Consider the following 15,849-nt stretch of genomic DNA (forward strand, 5'->3'; position numbering starts at 1 on the left):
GGGCAGCTCCTCCAGGCGATCATCCCGCCACCAATGGGGGCACCATCAGATAGGCTCATCACGACCGGGGCAGGAAAGGCGCACCTAATGCGAGTGATAGGCCTTCTCGTCGCGTTTCTCGTTCTCACGGCGCTTACGCAGATCGGCGGCATCGCGCTCGTTGTAACCTGGTTTGCGCTGCGATTGCTCCGATCACGTCACATGTCACCTGTTTGGCGGACGACGATCGCTGGCACTTTGTTCATCGTATTGTACGGGGTTCTGACGGTATTTATCGTCCCGCCCCTTGCAGCGCGGGACGGACGCATTGCGCTTCCCTGCCTTGCCGACAGAGGCCGACACTACACCGCTGCCAACCCGATATTCTGCCTGCTCAATCGCAACTATGTAGTTCCGCAACTTGCCGAACTTCTCAACGCTCTTTCTCGAGACGTCGCAACCACTTTTCCTGGCACAACGACACTGTTTCTCGACGCAAATCTGCCCTTCTGGGACGGCTTTCCGCTTCTCCCCCATTTGTCACACAAGGACGGACGCAAGCTCGATCTGGCGTTCTATTACCAGAACTCGGACGGCGATTATCTGCCCGGAGCGACGAAATCGCCGATCGGATACTGGGCCTTCGAGCAACCGAAGCCCGACGAGCCGCCATCCTGTCCTGCAAAGAATCTGCTGACCCTTCGTTGGGATATGGTCTGGCTGCAGCCGCTATGGCCGGACTTCCGGCTGGATGAAGCACGGACCCAACATGCTCTTGTCTGGCTTTTCCACAATGGCCGTGAGCACGGTCTGCAGCGTGTCTTCGTCGAACCGCATCTTGCGCACCGGCTTGATGTGGAATCGCCGGATCTCGGCTTTCAGGGGTGCCGGGCCGCGCGGCACGACGATCACATCCATATCCAGGTTGTAGGCCGGAACCTCACCACTTCAGCGCATAACTCGCCTTGAAGATTTTCACCGGTTCGGCGTCGTCTTCTTCCAGTTTGTCGGAAAGGGAGGCGCTGATCACCAGATGGTCGGCGAACGTCTTTTCCGCCGAGAACGTCGCGACCGGCGCATCGAGCACGTTCGTGAACGCCGCTGCGACCCTGAAGTCGCCGGCCAGCGTCTGCTGCGCGCGCACGTTCGCGACGACGGCACTGTCGCCACTCAGATGATCGATCCCGCTCTCCACCACCGTGCCGTAACGTTTGGCCTCAAGCCGCAGCGCCGTTCCCGCCCCCCATCGCATCGGATCGTCGTCCAGCGTGTTGACGTTGACCCAGTATCGATCGTCGAGACTGGCGACGAGCCGGCCCCCAACAACCTTCCAATGCCGCGTGTTCGTCCAGTTGACGCTGCCGTAATCGTCCCGCGGCGTCATTGACAGGGCAAGAGTGGAGGTGTCCCAGAGCGGAAGCGTTTCGTCACCGGAGACCTTGACCCGGCCCCACACGACGCTTGCAGGTGCCGCCACGGAGTCGGAGTGGCCGGACGCGGCATAGAGCCTGCCCGCAAAGCCGATATCCATGCCGAATGCCGCTTCGCTGAGCAGCGGAAGTTTTACCCCCATCTGCTTTATGTAGGTGCCGTCGTCATTTTTCCTGGCGGTGGAGATATAGGTCAGTGCAAGGCCGTTGCCGCTGCCGGCAAATGCCTGCTCGCGGGTGGCGGTGAAAGCGGCCAGTGCGAGAATCACCAAAGCCGCACGACAGAGCGCACGCACCACGCACGGACCAGAAACAGGGTATTGTAAGCCAAACAAGAAGCGAAATCCCCGAAATCCCCGGCACCCTTCAGACGATATGCCCCTGAAGCCCTTACCGGCTGACCAAGGCGCAGCCTACCCTTGGCACAATTCCTTGTGCCGGACAGAACCGTGGGCACCGTATCCGACCCCTGTTCTCATTTGACGCCTGTTCTTGTTGGATCGGATATTTACACGATCCGGTGGTTCGATTGAACCGCAATCTTACGAATAACCAATAAAATTATGATATACGGTATTATATACTTCATTATACGGTATTATAGACTGTGCCCGCGTTTGCCGCCCACGGGGGAAACACATCTTTTCCAAGGCGTGCTTTTGAGCGCGGGTCCCATCCCTGCTATGAGAGCGGCTAACGTGCGGGGCGTACGAGCGCCCTGCCTTCCATAACACACAGGACAGCGCCATGATGTCTAGCCGGGTGGAGACCGCCGGTCTCAAAGTCGCCAAGGAACTCCATGACTTCATCGAGACCGAAGCCCTTCCGGGAACCGGAGTGGCATCGGCCGATTTCTGGGCTGGACTTGGCGCCCTGATCAACGAGCTGGGACCGAAGAATCGGGATCTGCTGGAACGCCGGGCGCAGCTGCAAGGCCAGCTCGACGAATGGCACAAGGCGCGCCGTGGCCGGCCGATCGACTTTCAGGACTACAAGGCCTTTCTCGCCGAGATCGGCTACCTGGAGCCGGAAGGCCCTGACTTCTCGCTCGACACGGACAGGATCGACGAGGAATTCACCACCATCGCGGGGCCACAACTCGTCGTCCCGGTCACCAACGCGCGCTATGCGCTGAATGCGGCGAACGCCCGCTGGGGCTCGCTCTACGATGCGCTCTACGGCACGGACGCGATGGGGGACATGCCCTCCGGCACGGCCTACGACCCGGCACGCGGCCAGCGCGTGATCGCCTGGGCCAAGGCGTTTCTGGACGAAGCGGCGCCGCTGGCAGAGGGCTCTCACGCCAATGTCACCGGCTATACGGTAGACGGCGGCAAGCTCGTCGTCACCATGGAAGACGGCTCGACGACTGGGCTCAAGGACAACGAAAAGTTCGCAGGTTACCGAGGCGAGGCAAGCGCGCCGAATGCCGTCCTGCTGGTCAACAACGCACTTCACATCGAGCTTGTCATCGACCGCGCCAACGCAATCGGCGGGGCGGACAAGGCCGGCGTCGCCGACATGGTCATCGAGGCCGCGGTCTCGACCATCATGGATTTTGAAGACTCGGTCGCAGCTGTCGACGCGGAAGACAAGACGCAGGCTTACCGCAACTGGCTGGGCCTTATGAAGGGCGACCTGTCCGAGGAGGTCTCCAAGGGCGGCAAGACGTTCACCCGCAAGCTCAACGCGGACCGCGAATATACCGCTCCAGATGGCGAGGGCACCGTCACGCGGCACGGCCGTTCCATGATGCTGAGCCGCAATGTCGGTCACCTGATGACCAACCCGGCCATTCTCGACGCCAATGGCGAAGAAGCGTTCGAAGGCCTGATGGATGCGGCTTTCACCACCCTCATTGCCATGCACGACCTGAAGGGCGACGGCCCTGGCAATTCGCGCGCCGGTTCCATCTATCTGGTCAAGCCGAAGATGCATGGGCCCGACGAAGTCACCTTCACCGACGAAATCCTGACCCGGGTGGAAGGCTTCCTCGGCCTTGAGCCGAACACGGTCAAGGTCGGCATCATGGACGAGGAGCGCCGCACGACGGTGAACCTGAAGTCCTGCATTCGCGCAGCCCGCTCACGCGTCGCCTTCATCAATACCGGCTTCCTCGACCGCACCGGCGACGAGATCCACACCTCCATGGAAGCCGGCCCGATGGAGCGCAAGGGCGACATGAAGAGCCTGCCCTGGATCAAGGCCTACGAGGACTGGAACGTCGACATCGGCATCGCCTGCGGCCTGCGCGGCAAGGCGCAGATCGGCAAGGGCATGTGGGCCATGCCGGACCTGATGCACGCCATGCTGGATCAGAAGATCGGCCACCCGAAGGCGGGCGCGAACTGCGCCTGGGTTCCCTCACCGACCGCGGCGACGCTACACGCCACCCACTATCACAAGGTGGACGTGAAGGCGCGCCAGGCGGAAATCGCCGGCCGCGAACGCGCCTCGCTCGACGACATCCTGACGATCCCCGTGGCGGCACGGCCGAGCTGGTCGACCGACGACGTGAAGCAGGAAGTGGAGAACAACGCGCAAGGGATCCTCGGCTATGTGGTGCGCTGGGTCGACCAGGGCATCGGCTGCTCCAAGGTGCCCGACATCAACGACGTCGCGCTGATGGAAGACCGCGCCACCTGCCGCATTTCCTCCCAGCACATCGCCAACTGGCTGCATCACGGTGTCGTCACCGAAAAGGAGGTGATGGACATCATGAAGAGGATGGCCGAGGTGGTGGATCGCCAGAACGCGGGCGATCCCAACTACACGCCGATGGCGCCGGACTTCGACACCATCGCCTTCAAGGCGGCGTGCGATCTGGTCCTCAAGGGGCGTGAGCAGCCTTCGGGCTATACCGAACCGGTGCTGCATGCCCGCCGGCTGGAGCTGAAGGCCCAACGCGGCTGAGGCGCGGCGATCCTCTTCCGCCTGCAGGCGGATCCAGAGGCCGGCGTCCCGGACGCCGGCCTTTCTTCATGCGCGTCAAAATGCGGGGGACGGCATATTCACATAATGCAACAGGACGATAGCCAACTCTGCTATCAATTAAACCTGTTTGAATGTGAAAGGACGACACCGATGGGCACCACCCCCTATCCCGAGATCACCGATGCCATCTCCAAGCAGGTCAAGGTTCTCTCCAAGGAGATTCCGGACACCATGGCGGGCTTCCGCAAGATGGTTGATGGTGCAGAGGCCGATGGCGCGATCGACAAGAAGACCAAGGAGCTGATCGCCATGGGCATCGCCATCGCACTTCGCTGCGACGGCTGCATCGGCTTTCACAGCCGCAACCTCGTGAACCTCGGCGCCACCCGCCAGGAATACGAGGAGATGCTGGGCGTGGCGATCTACATGGGCGGCGGTCCGTCGCTGATGTATGCCGCCCAAGCCATGAACGCCTGGGAGCAGTTCGGCGGCGCCAAGAGCTGATCGCCGACAGCATCCGCTCCTGCACGGAGCCCGCTGCGGGCCGGCGACACATTCGCCCGGCCCTCACTGTGAACGGGTTCAGCTGGCGCAAAGGGGAAGGGGATCAGACCCCTTCCCACTCCTTCCAGTCGAAGGCGAGCGGCGCCTCGCGGAAGGCGAAGCGGTCGAGATGGCTCTGCACCACGCCCTTCAGCGCCTCCAGCTGCTCGGGCACACTGGCTTCAAGATCGCACCGCAGATGATCGACGCCTGCTGCAAGGGTGAGCCGCCCCTCGCCGGGCCACTCGCCGCTGCGGCCGCTGGCGGGAAAGACGACCTCTCCCTTTTCGGGTGAGAACCCGACCTGCAGATTATGGCTCCAATGTTTGCAAAGCTGCTGAAGGTAGCGGCTGGCACTCTGGGTCGGGACAATGGCCGTGGAATGAACTGTCATTTTTTCCGCTTTTCTGTTTCGTCATCGCTTCATTGCCAAAACCGTTTCGAACCTGAATGCTCCCCACGTCCTATTGAGCCGGACATGTGAAATCAGAAACGGGGCAGGCTGCTATTGCCTTGCTGGCCGGGGGCTGGCCGGGGGGGCTGGCTGGCCGGAAATCGAACACGCACTACCGCATGTATGGTCCTGGCAGCAAAAGGCCAGCGAAAAACGACCTCGGAGCCGGCCCGACGGCATGGTATCCCACTACCACGTGTTTTCATGTGCTCGACAATCCAGAAATATGCCGACCAGGCCTTTCCGTCCGTGGTGCCCCCTATTCTCGCGTCCACAGAGCCTCGACCGTCACGTCCCCTCGCCCCCTTCGCGCTGCACCACCGTCATTCGTGCGCACAAGACCGTCGTTCGTGCAAAACGGCGGCGTATTCATGGGATTGCCGTCGCGAGGCCATGACGATGCGGCACCATGTCGCCTTCGGGCCGCCGCCCCTTGCGCATCCTGGCAGATACGGCGTGCCCGAGCGGAGGAACCCAGGGGAGGACAACCGTGATACCGGGATCGTTCGACTATCACCGTCCCAAGACGGTCGATGAGGCGGTGGCCCTGCTCGGCCAATATGGCGAAGAGGCCCGCGCCATTGCCGGCGGGCACAGCCTCATTCCAATGATGAAATTGCGGCTCGCCGCACCCGAACACCTTATCGATCTGGGCAAGATCGAAGCGCTGCGCGGAATATCGCGTGACGGCGACACCATCGTCATCGGCGCCACGACGACCCAGGCGGAACTGATCGCCTCACCGGTCATCGCGTCCAACCTCCCCATCCTGATCGAAACGGCGATGCTCATCGCAGATCCGCAGATCCGTTATGTCGGCACCGTCGGCGGAAATGTCGCCAATGGCGATCCCGGCAACGACATGCCGGCGCTGATGCAGTGCCTGGGTGCTGACTATGTGCTGAAGGGAGCCAGTGGCGAGCGCTCGGTCGCCGCCCGCGATTTCTACGAGGCGGCCTATTTCACCGCGCTGGAAGACGGCGAGTTGCTGACCTCCATCCGCATTCCACTGCCGCCCGCCGGCTGCGGCTGGGCCTATGAGAAGCTGAAGCGCAAGGTCGGCGACTACGCGACAGCGGCGGCGGCAGTGATGCTGAAACTGCATGGCGGCGCATGCAGCTTCGCCTCCATCGCGCTGACCAATGTCGGCGATACGCCGCTGCTTGCGGCCGAAGCCGCGGAGGCGCTGGTCGGTTCCTCCCTCGACAAGAGCGCGATCGATGCCGCCGTGGCGGCTGCCGAGGCGATCACCAATCCGGCCTCCGATGGCCGGGGCCCTGCCGAATACCGCACCAGAATGGCCGGCGTCATGCTTCGCCGGGCGATCGCGCGCGCCAAAAACCGCGCTGCCTGAGGCCGGGAGGAGACAGCAAGAATGGCAAAGACCCACGTCAAGATGACGGTGAACGGCAAAGAGATCGAAGCACTCGTCGAGCCGCGGACCCTGCTCATCCATTTCATCCGCGAGGAGCTGGAGCTGACCGGCCCGCATATCGGCTGCGAGACCAGCCATTGCGGCGCCTGCACGCTCGATATCGACGGCAAGTCGGTAAAATCGTGCACGATGTTCGCGGTGCAGGCCAATGGCGCCGACATCCGCACCATCGAGGGCATGGCGGAGGCCGACGGTACGCTTCATCCGCTGCAGGACGCTTTCCGCGAGATGCACGGGCTTCAATGCGGCTTCTGCACGCCGGGGATGATCACCCGGGCCTACCGGCTGCTGCAGGAAAACCCGAACCCGAGCGACGAGGAGATCCGGATGGGTATCTCGGGCAACCTGTGTCGCTGTACGGGCTACCAGAACATCGTCGCCGCGATCCGGCTTGCGGCCGAACGCATGAACGGCACGCAGAACTGGGAGGCCGCAGAATGAACGACATGACCGTTCCGCGCGAGGAGCGCGAGGCCAAACTGGAAGGCATGGGCTGCAAGCGCAAGCGGGTGGAGGACGTCCGCTTCACGCAAGGCAAGGGGAATTACGTCGACGACATCAAGCTGAAGGACATGGTGTTCGGCGATTTCGTCCGCTCGCCCTATCCCCATGCCCGGGTGAAATCCATCGACACGTCTGCGGCCGAGGCGCTGCCCGGCGTGCTGGCGGTGCTCACCGCCGAAACCCTGAAGACCGTCAACCTCGCCTGGATGCCGACGCTTGCCGGCGACGTGCAGATGGTGCTGGCCGACGGCAAGGTGCTGTTCCAGAATCAGGAAGTCGCCTTCGTCATCGCCGAGGACCGCTACATCGCGGCGGATGCGGTGGATCTCGTCGAGGTCGAGTACGAGGAACTTCCCGTTCTCGTCGATCCGTTCAAGGCGATGGAGCCGGATGCGCCGGTGCTGCGCGAGGACCTCGAAGGCAAGACCGAGGGCGCGCACGGGGCGCGCAAGCACCACAACCATATCTTCGAATGGACGGTGGGCGACAGCGAGGCCACCGACCTCGCATTCTCCAAGGCCGAGGTGACCGTGAAGGAGCTGTTCTCCTACCACCGATGCCACCCGTGCCCTCTGGAGACCTGCGCCTGCGTCGCCTCGATGGACAAGATCAAGGGCGAACTGACGCTCTGGGGCACCTTTCAGGCGCCGCACGTCGTGCGCACCGTCGCCTCGTTGCTGTCCACCATTCCCGAGCACAAGATCCGGGTGATCTCACCCGATATCGGCGGCGGCTTCGGCAACAAGGTCGGCGTCTATCCCGGCTATGTCTGCTCGATCGTCGGCTCCATCGTTCTGGGCCGGCCGGTGAAGTGGGTGGAAGACCGGATCGAGAACCTGTCGGCGACGGCGTTTGCCCGCGACTATCACATGACGACGGAACTGGCGGCGACCGCCGAGGGCAAGATCACCGGCCTCAGATGCCATGTGCTTGCCGACCATGGCGGGTTCGATGCCTGCGCCGATCCGTCCAAGTGGCCGGCGGGCTTCTTCAACATCATCACCGGGTCGTACGACATCCCGACGGCGCATGTGGCGGTGGACGGGGTCTACACCAACAAGGCGCCGGGCGGCGTGGCCTATCGCTGCTCGTTCCGCGTGACCGAAGCCGTCTATGCCATGGAGCGTGCCATCGACGTGCTGGCTCGGAAACTGAACATGGATCCGGCGGAACTCAGGCTGAAGAACTTCATCCGGCCGGAGCAGTTCCCCTACCCCTCGGCGCTGGGGTGGGAATACGACAGCGGCGACTACGAAACCGCCATGCGCAAGGCGATGGAGACGGTGGACTATGCCGGGCTCCGGGCCGAGCAGGCAGAAAAGCGCGCCGCCTTCGAACGTGGCGAGACACGCGAGCTGATGGGCATCGGCGTATCGTTCTTCACCGAGATCGTCGGCGCGGGCCCGACCCGCAATTGCGACATTCTCGGCATCGGCATGTTCGACAGCTGCGAGATCCGCATCCACCCCACCGGGGCGGCCATCGCGCGGATGGGCACGATCAGCCAGGGCCAGGGCCATCAGACCACCTACGCCCAGATCCTGGCGACCGAACTCGGCATACCCGCCGACATGATCGACATCGAGGAAGGCGACACCGACACCGCGCCCTACGGTCTCGGCACCTACGGCTCGCGCTCCACGCCTGTTGCCGGTGCCGCCACCGCCATGGCCGCGCGGAAGATCAAGGCGAAGGCCCAGATGATCGCCGCGCACATGCTGGAGGTTCACGAGGACGATCTGGAATGGGACGTCGACGGCTTCCGCGTGAAAGGCCTGCCGGAAAAGACCGCTTCCATGAAGGAGATCTGCTGGGCGGCCTACAACAACGTGCCCCCCAACATGGAGCCGGGGCTGGAGGCCGTGTCCTACTATGACCCGCCCAACATGACCTACCCCTTCGGCGCCTATATCTGCGTGATGGATATCGACGTCGATACCGGGGCTCACAAGGTTCGGCGCTTCTACGCGCTCGATGATTGCGGCACGCGCATCAACCCGATGATCATCGAGGGACAGGTGCATGGCGGGCTGACGGAGGGCTACGCCATCGCCATGGGCCAGGAGATCGCCTACGACGACATGGGCAACGTGACGACCGCTTCGCTGATGGACTTCTTCCTCCCGACCGCGGTGGAAACCCCGTTCTGGGAGACAGACTGGACCGTGACCCCATCACCACATCACCCGATCGGCGCAAAAGGGGTTGGCGAGAGCCCCAACGTCGGCTCGGTGCCCTGCTTCTCCAACGCCGTCAACGATGCCTTCGCGCATCTCGGCGTCACCCACATCCAGATGCCGCACGACAACTGGCGGATCTGGAGGGAGTGCAAGCGGCTGGGGCTGACGGGGTAGGCCGCGAGTTGACGGAGAGAAGGTTACCCCACCCCTACCCCCTCCCCTTTGAGGGCAGGGGGTAGGGGTGGGGGGGGCACGCGGATGTTCACCAGCCGGAAACCATCATGACGCTTGACCGCGCGACCATCGCCACACGCCTCGCCGAGGCCGGATACGTGCCGGATACGGACCTCGCCATGGCGCTTGCGCTGATGGACATGCTGCAAAGGCCGTTGCTGCTGGAGGGCGAGGCCGGCGTCGGCAAGACCGAGGTCGCCAAGGCGCTGGCAGAGATCCACTCCGCTCCCCTCATTCGCCTGCAATGCTACGAAGGGCTCGACGCGTCTTCGGCACTCTATGAATGGAACTATCAGCGGCAATTGCTGGCCATCAAGACGCACGAGCGTGACGGTGCGTCGGCGGAGGCGATCGAGGAGCAGATCTTTTCGCATGACTATCTCCTGGAACGCCCGCTGCTTGCCGCCATCCGGTCCGAAACACAAGCGGTGCTGCTGATCGACGAGATCGACCGGGCGGACGAGGAATTCGAAGCCTTCCTGCTGGAGCTTCTTTCCGACTGGCAGGTAAGCGTGCCGGAACTGGGCACCATCCATGCCGTCACCATCCCGCGCGTGATCCTGACCTCCAACGGCACGCGGGAACTTTCCGATGCGCTGAGGCGGCGCTGCCTCTACCACTCTATCGACTATCCGGATGAGGCGCGCGAGACGCGCATCCTGACCACACGGCTTCCCGGCATAGACCAGCGGCTTGCAGCCGAAATCGCACGGCTGGTCGCCATGGTGCGCAAGGAGGATCTCAGGAAGGTGCCCGGTGTGGCGGAGACGCTCGACTGGGCGGCGGCGCTTATCGGGCTCGATATCAGCCATCTCGCCGACAATCCGGAAACAGTCCACGACACGCTGATCTGCCTGTTGAAGACGCGGGAAGACCAATCGGCGATGAGCAGGGAAGTGATCGACCGGCTTATCGGCAAGGTGGCATGATGGCGGCCACCCGGTCCATTCCAGGCTCCGCGCATTCGGACCCGGCAGCATCGGCTCCCCCCCCGGCCGGCAACGCCCTGCGGACGAGGCTCTCTGCCTTTCTGGCGGCCCTGCGCGCCAACCGCTTCACCGTCGGGCTTTCCGAGGCGAGCGACGCGATGGTGCTGGCCGAGAGCGGGCTCGCGGCCCGTCCCTCCCTGCTCCGCCAGGCGATCAAGGCCCTTGTCTGTGCCCGTCATGACGATCTGGCCCGTTTCGATGCGTTGTTCGACGCGCATTGGCTGGGACGCGGAGTCAAGGCCGCGACGCGTGTGAGCGGAGCGACCGACAAGCCGCCGGCAGGCATGGACAAGATGCGCGGGCAGCCGGCAGGTACGCCTTCAGGTGGTCTGCCCGATCACGTGGATCGCCGGCGTGACGATACGGGTGGCGAGGAGAGCGACGGCGCGATGGACGCGGCGCGGCGCGGCGGTGCCTCGCGCGCGGAAGTCCTTGAGACGACGGATCTTCGTCACATCGGCGATCCGGCAACCCTCGCGGAGGTCAATGCGCTCGCCGAACGGCTGGCGCGACGCTTGCGCGTGCGCCTCACCCGCCGCGAACGCCTGCGCCGCAAGGGACGACGGATCGATCTCAGAGCCACCATTCGGCATTCGATCCCGCGTGGGGGCGATCCGGCCGACCTCAGCTTTCGCAAACGACGCGAAAAACCGCTTCGGATCGTGGCACTGCTCGATGTCTCCGCTTCGATGAACCCCTATTCGGCGTTTTTCCTGCGTTTCCTGCACGGACTTCTCGACCACGCGCGCGAAGCCGACGCCTTCCTGTTCCACACGCGGCTGGTTCACGTCTCGCCGGTTCTCAAGGAACGCGATCCGCAGCGCGCGCTGGACCGGCTTTCGCTGATCGCGCGCGGCTTTTCCGGCGGCACGCGGATCGGCGAGAGCCTTGCCGCCTTCAACCGCCACCACGCGCCCCGCGTCGTGCACGGGCGAACAGCGGTCATCATCGTTTCCGATGGTTACGATACGGGCAAGGCCACGGAACTCGGCCGGGAACTGTCCGCACTTCGCAAGCGCACCCGACATATCGCCTGGCTGAACCCGATGGCCGGATGGCAGGGTTACGAGCCCGTCGCCACAGGCATGCAGGCCGCCCTGCCCCATCTCGATCTCTTCGCCCCGGCCCACAATCTGGAGAGCTTGGCGAAGCTCGAACCCTATCTGGCACGCCTTTGAGGCAAGCACCAATGACAGCGTCCGACACGCCCGCCGACCCGATCATCGACACGATCAACCGCCTGCGGTCGGAGCGCGCCTCCTTTGCGCTCGCGACCGTCGTGCGCACCGTCGCCGCGACCGCCGCCAAGGCCGGGGCCAAGGCGGTGATCCTGGAGGATGGCACGATGCTTGGCTGGATCGGCGGCGGCTGCGCGCAAGGTGCTGTCCTGCGCGCGGTCAAGCGGGCACTCGGCGATGGCGAACCACGGCTGATATCCGTCCAGCCGAACGAAATTCTCAGCCAGGAAGGCGTGAAGGCCGGCGAGACACGCGACGGCGTCGAATACTACCGCAGCCACTGCCCTTCCCGGGGAACAGTCGACATCTTCATCGAACCGATGCGGCCGCAGCCGTTGTTGCTCGTGTGCGGGGTGACGCCAGTCGGATGTGCGGTGGTCGATCTGGGCCCGCGTTTCGGTTTTGATGCCGCACTTGCCGCCTCTCCGCGCGACCTGGACACCTACGAGGGGCTAGCCCGACGCATTGCGGGTTTCGACGATTTGCCATCGGGCAACGTCTACGCCGTCGTCGCAACGCAGGGGCGCGGCGACATGGACGCGCTCAAGGCCGTGCTGTCACGCGAGATCGCCCATGTCGCCTTCGTGGGGAGCCGGGCAAAGGCGGCGAGCCTGCGCGACGAACTTGCCGAAGCCGGGATCGCGCCGGAACGGATCGCCGGACTGTCGGCGCCCGCAGGCATCGACATCGGCGCCATCACGCCGGAGGAAATCGCGCTCTCGATATTGGCGGAGATCGTTCAGGTCCGGCGCGCGGCACGGCGAAAGCATATGGCCCAAACCGGCGTGGCATGAGCCGTGCGCCAGATCCGGCCCCGCCTTATTTCACGATCGCCTTGAAACTTATGACCGAACAGCCCTTGCCCATGAGATTTCGCCCGCAAATCTTCATGGCGTAGTGATCTTCACCCTTGTATCCGCGGCTCGGCGTATAGCGGAACCTGAAGCGGCCGATCTGCTCGAAACGACCATGACCCGCCTTCTTCGTCACGGAGGCGTTCGTGAAGGTCGAACGTCCGCCCGCCATGAAGAAGTACTCACAATTGCCACCCGTTATCGTGCTGATCGGATCTGCGCCCCGGTTGATACCGACACTGAAATAGAATTCCTGGGTCAGGCACCTCGCCTGAGCGGACGCGAAAACGCCTTCCGCAAGGAAAATGCCGAACGCAAAGACGAAAACAAGAATTGCAGTGCGCTTCATTTCAATGCCCCCATATATTTCTCCGGAAACTTTTCGCCAGGGAGCAAGGCAAGTCAATCGCGGATCTTGCGGCCAATTGGTCGGATCAGGAAAATGTTCCCCTCTCGCGCGCCACAATATCCGTTACGAAGTCCGCCACGGCCTGCACGGAGCGCTGGTCGCGCGACGTCTCGTGATATACGAGCCAGTAGGCGCGGTGGATCCGTTTTTCCGGAAGGATCCTGACAAGATCGGGATCGCGGCGGGCGATGAAACTGTGCAGGATGCCTATGCCAGCACCGGAGCGCACAGCCTCCGTCTGGCCGAGCGCGGACGCGATCTCGAAACGGGCCTGCCAGTCGCGCGACACCTCGCCCGCATAGGCCAGGGCCGGCGAGTAGACAAGATCCTCCACATAGCCGACGAGCTGGTGGCCGCAAAGGTCGGCAGGGGCTTGCGGAACCCCATGCTGGTGAAGGTAACGCGCGTGGGCGAAGAGGCCGAGCGTGTAGTCGACAAGCTTCTTCGCGACCAGCCGACCATGCTCGGGGCGTTCGACGGTGACCGCGATATCCGCTTCGCGCCGTGATAGCGAAACGGAGCGCGGCGCGGGCACGAGTTGCACCGTCAATCCGGGGTGGCGGGCTGCAAGCTCCCCGAGCCGAGGCGCCAGAAAGGCAACACCGAACCCGTCAGGGGCGCCGATCCGCACGGTCCCAGAAACCTCCACATCCGCTTCCGTGGCGGCCGCGGCGGCCAGCATTTCCACCTCCATCGCCTCCGCCCCGGCGAGAAAGCGTTCGCCCGCCGGCGTCAGCGTACAGCCGTTGGTCCGCCGATCAAGGAGCTTCGTCTTCAGCGCCGCCTCCAGCGCGGTTACACGCCGCGCCACTGTCGCATGATTGAGCCCGAGCCTGCGGGCCGCCGCCAGCAACTGACCCGCGCGCGCGACCGCAAGAAATATGCGCACGTCATCCCAGTTCATGACGACAACCGCTGTTCTCGCACATCGCATCCTCTCGAAATTTGCACTGCGACATAGCCACGATAGGAAACCGAACTTTAATTTTCGCACAACGGCTACGCTCCGTCGAGCGTTGCGTTTCCTTGCGCAAGGTGCAGACTGTGGGGCAATGAGCGGCGGCAGAATCCGTCCGAGAACCAGTTACAGAAAATCATCCGGGAGGCTCTTCCATGACGCGTGAGATCGGTCACTTCATTGGCGGCAAGCATGTCGCGGGAACGTCGGGGCGTACCGCCGACGTCTTCAATCCGGCCACGGGCGAAGTCCAGGCCACGGTCGCGCTGGCGAGCCCGGCCGAAATGCGCGCGGCGATCGAGAACGCCGCCTCTGCCCAGCCTGCCTGGGGCGCGACCAATCCGCAGCGCCGCGCGCGCGTCTTGATGAAGTTCGTCGACCTGCTGCACCGCGACATGGACAAGCTCGCCGAGGCGCTGTCGAAGGAACACGGCAAGACCATTCCCGACGCCAAGGGCGACGTCATTCGCGGACTGGAAGTGGCCGAATTCTGCATCGGCGCACCGCACATGATGAAAGGCGAGTATTCCGAGGGCGCAGGGCCCGGCATCGACATGTATTCGATGCGCCAGCCGCTTGGCGTCGTCGCCGGCATCACGCCGTTCAACTTCCCGGCCATGATCCCGATGTGGAAGTTCTGCCCGGCGATCGCGGCCGGCAACGCCTTCATCCTGAAGCCGTCGGAGCGTGATCCGTCCGTGCCGATGATGCTGGCCGAGCTGATGCTGGAAGCCGGTGCCCCGGCTGGCATCCTCAATGTCGTCAACGGCGACAAGGAAGCGGTCGATACCATTCTCGATGACGACATCATTCAGGCGGTGGGTTTCGTCGGCTCCACGCCGATTGCCCAGTACGTCTATTCGCGCGGCTGCGCGGCCGGCAAGCGCGTGCAGTGCTTCGGCGGTGCCAAGAACCACATGCTGATCATGCCGGATGCGGACATGGATCAGGCGGTCGACGCGCTGGTGGGTGCCGGCTACGGCGCGGCCGGCGAACGCTGCATGGCGGTGTCTGTCGCCGTTCCCGTTGGTGAGGCGGCTGCGAACCTGCTGATGGAAAAGCTCATTCCGCGGGTCGAAAACCTCAAGATCGGTCCCTACACGGCCGGCGACGACGTGGATTTCGGGCCGCTGGTCACGAAGGAAGCCTATGCCCGGGTCAGGGGCCTCGTTGATCGCGGCGTCGAGGAAGGCGCCATGCTTGCCGTCGACGGACGCGATTTCAAGCTGCAGGGCTACGAGAACGGCAACTTCATCGGCGGCTGCCTGTTCGACAACGTCACCAAGGACATGGATATCTACAAGACCGAGATCTTCGGTCCGGTCCTCTCCGTGGTGCGTGCCAAGACATACGAGGAAGCCATAGACCTGCCGATGAGCCACGAATACGGCAATGGCGTCGCCATCTTCACCCGCGATGGCGACACGGCACGTGACTTCTGCTCGCGCATCAATATCGGCATGGTCGGCGTCAACGTGCCGATCCCTGTGCCGCTCGCCTATCACACGTTCGGCGGCTGGAAGCGCTCCGGCTTCGGCGATCTCAACCAGCATGGGCCCGACGCCTTCAAGTTCTACACCCGCACCAAGACGGTCACCTCGCGCTGGCCGTCGGGCACGAAGGAAGGCGCCGAGTTCTCGATCCCCACCATGGGGTGAGGCGCAAGACTGACAGAACCGGATCCCGGGATCTGCAGGCGTGACAAGGG

At 63.6% G+C, this 15,849-nt stretch carries 14 protein-coding genes; 10 read left to right on the forward strand and 4 right to left on the reverse strand.

Annotated elements, in window-relative coordinates; translation table 11 throughout:
* The first annotated feature begins 87 nt into the window (after nt 1-87).
* Nucleotides 88-948 carry a hypothetical protein gene (locus C8N35_RS19750; protein ID WP_107991456.1) on the forward strand — a complete coding sequence of 287 codons (861 nt, stop codon included), beginning with the start codon at nt 88-90 and terminating at the stop codon, nt 946-948.
* Here C8N35_RS19750 and C8N35_RS19755 read toward each other — a convergent pair.
* Complete coding sequence (locus tag C8N35_RS19755; protein ID WP_146177437.1) at nt 920-1,744, reverse strand: hypothetical protein; 825 nt, start codon at nt 1,742-1,744, stop codon at nt 920-922. The two genes, C8N35_RS19750 and C8N35_RS19755, sit on opposite strands and share 29 nt — an antisense overlap.
* Before the next feature lie 415 nt (nt 1,745-2,159).
* Here C8N35_RS19755 and C8N35_RS19760 point away from each other — a divergent pair, with 415 nt between their 5' ends.
* Nucleotides 2,160-4,322, forward strand: coding sequence for a malate synthase G (locus C8N35_RS19760; RefSeq protein WP_107991567.1), 2,163 nt, complete (start codon nt 2,160-2,162; stop codon nt 4,320-4,322).
* Nucleotides 4,323-4,493: 171 nt separating this feature from the next.
* On the forward strand, nt 4,494-4,847 hold the full coding sequence (locus C8N35_RS19765; RefSeq protein ID WP_107991458.1) for a carboxymuconolactone decarboxylase family protein: 354 nt from the start codon (nt 4,494-4,496) through the stop codon (nt 4,845-4,847).
* Between the two features lie 103 nt (nt 4,848-4,950).
* Here C8N35_RS19765 and C8N35_RS19770 read toward each other — a convergent pair whose 3' ends face one another.
* Nucleotides 4,951-5,280: a DUF2218 domain-containing protein gene (locus tag C8N35_RS19770; RefSeq protein WP_107991459.1), complete on the reverse strand. Its 330-nt coding sequence runs from the start codon at nt 5,278-5,280 to the stop codon at nt 4,951-4,953.
* A 550-nt stretch (nt 5,281-5,830) separates the two neighbouring features.
* Between C8N35_RS19770 and C8N35_RS19775 the strand changes: the two genes are divergently transcribed.
* The 6 genes from C8N35_RS19775 to C8N35_RS19800 all read left to right on the forward strand — a co-directional run bounded on the left by C8N35_RS19775 (nt 5,831) and on the right by C8N35_RS19800 (nt 12,714).
* Nucleotides 5,831-6,694, forward strand: coding sequence for an FAD binding domain-containing protein (locus tag C8N35_RS19775; protein WP_107991460.1), 864 nt, complete (start codon nt 5,831-5,833; stop codon nt 6,692-6,694).
* A gap of 21 nt (nt 6,695-6,715) precedes the next feature.
* Nucleotides 6,716-7,216: a (2Fe-2S)-binding protein gene (locus C8N35_RS19780; RefSeq protein ID WP_107991461.1), complete on the forward strand. Its 501-nt coding sequence runs from the start codon at nt 6,716-6,718 to the stop codon at nt 7,214-7,216.
* Nucleotides 7,213-9,633, forward strand: a complete 2,421-nt coding sequence (locus C8N35_RS19785) for an aerobic carbon-monoxide dehydrogenase large subunit (protein WP_107991462.1) — start codon at nt 7,213-7,215, stop codon at nt 9,631-9,633. Before C8N35_RS19780 ends, C8N35_RS19785 begins: the two co-directional genes overlap by 4 nt.
* Before the next feature lie 107 nt (nt 9,634-9,740).
* Nucleotides 9,741-10,622, forward strand: a complete 882-nt coding sequence (locus C8N35_RS19790; RefSeq protein WP_107991463.1) for an AAA family ATPase — start codon at nt 9,741-9,743, stop codon at nt 10,620-10,622.
* The gene (locus tag C8N35_RS19795; protein WP_245926872.1) at nt 10,619-11,860 is read left to right on the forward strand and encodes a vWA domain-containing protein; all 1,242 of its coding nucleotides are present in this window, start codon (nt 10,619-10,621) and stop codon (nt 11,858-11,860) included. Before C8N35_RS19790 ends, C8N35_RS19795 begins: the two co-directional genes overlap by 4 nt.
* Nucleotides 11,861-11,871: 11 nt before the next feature.
* Nucleotides 11,872-12,714, forward strand: a complete 843-nt coding sequence (locus tag C8N35_RS19800) for an XdhC family protein (RefSeq protein WP_107991464.1) — start codon at nt 11,872-11,874, stop codon at nt 12,712-12,714.
* Nucleotides 12,715-12,739: 25 nt separating this feature from the next.
* On the opposite strand, the gene C8N35_RS19805 is transcribed toward C8N35_RS19800, so the two are convergent.
* A complete protein-coding gene (locus tag C8N35_RS19805; protein ID WP_107991465.1) occupies nt 12,740-13,123 on the reverse strand; it encodes a hypothetical protein in 384 nt (127 codons plus the stop codon).
* An 85-nt stretch (nt 13,124-13,208) separates the two neighbouring features.
* Nucleotides 13,209-14,087, reverse strand: coding sequence for a LysR family transcriptional regulator (locus C8N35_RS19810; RefSeq protein WP_107991466.1), 879 nt, complete (start codon nt 14,085-14,087; stop codon nt 13,209-13,211).
* Nucleotides 14,088-14,296: 209 nt separating this feature from the next.
* Here C8N35_RS19810 and C8N35_RS19815 point away from each other — a divergent pair, with 209 nt between their 5' ends.
* Nucleotides 14,297-15,799, forward strand: a complete 1,503-nt coding sequence (locus C8N35_RS19815; RefSeq protein ID WP_107991467.1) for a CoA-acylating methylmalonate-semialdehyde dehydrogenase — start codon at nt 14,297-14,299, stop codon at nt 15,797-15,799.
* The last annotated feature ends 50 nt before the right edge of the window (nt 15,800-15,849 follow it).

Source organism: Breoghania corrubedonensis (assembly GCF_003053845.1).
Taxonomy (GTDB): Bacteria; Pseudomonadota; Alphaproteobacteria; order Rhizobiales; family Stappiaceae; genus Breoghania; species Breoghania corrubedonensis.

What these genes read in the sequence shown, in the direction of transcription:
- C8N35_RS19770 (WP_107991459.1), bottom strand. Translation starts at nt 5,280, where the DNA reads ATGACAGTTCATTCCACGGCCATTGTCCCGACCCAGAGTGCCAGCCGC.
- C8N35_RS19785 (WP_107991462.1), top strand. Translation starts at nt 7,213, where the DNA reads ATGAACGACATGACCGTTCCGCGCGAGGAGCGCGAGGCCAAACTGGAA.
- C8N35_RS19795 (WP_245926872.1), top strand. Translation starts at nt 10,619, where the DNA reads ATGATGGCGGCCACCCGGTCCATTCCAGGCTCCGCGCATTCGGACCCG.
- C8N35_RS19790 (WP_107991463.1), top strand. Translation starts at nt 9,741, where the DNA reads ATGACGCTTGACCGCGCGACCATCGCCACACGCCTCGCCGAGGCCGGA.
- C8N35_RS19815 (WP_107991467.1), top strand. Translation starts at nt 14,297, where the DNA reads ATGACGCGTGAGATCGGTCACTTCATTGGCGGCAAGCATGTCGCGGGA.
- C8N35_RS19810 (WP_107991466.1), bottom strand. Translation starts at nt 14,087, where the DNA reads ATGAACTGGGATGACGTGCGCATATTTCTTGCGGTCGCGCGCGCGGGT.
- C8N35_RS19805 (WP_107991465.1), bottom strand. Translation starts at nt 13,123, where the DNA reads ATGAAGCGCACTGCAATTCTTGTTTTCGTCTTTGCGTTCGGCATTTTC.
- C8N35_RS19800 (WP_107991464.1), top strand. Translation starts at nt 11,872, where the DNA reads ATGACAGCGTCCGACACGCCCGCCGACCCGATCATCGACACGATCAAC.
- C8N35_RS19765 (WP_107991458.1), top strand. Translation starts at nt 4,494, where the DNA reads ATGGGCACCACCCCCTATCCCGAGATCACCGATGCCATCTCCAAGCAG.
- C8N35_RS19780 (WP_107991461.1), top strand. Translation starts at nt 6,716, where the DNA reads ATGGCAAAGACCCACGTCAAGATGACGGTGAACGGCAAAGAGATCGAA.
- C8N35_RS19750 (WP_107991456.1), top strand. Translation starts at nt 88, where the DNA reads ATGCGAGTGATAGGCCTTCTCGTCGCGTTTCTCGTTCTCACGGCGCTT.
- C8N35_RS19760 (WP_107991567.1), top strand. Translation starts at nt 2,160, where the DNA reads ATGTCTAGCCGGGTGGAGACCGCCGGTCTCAAAGTCGCCAAGGAACTC.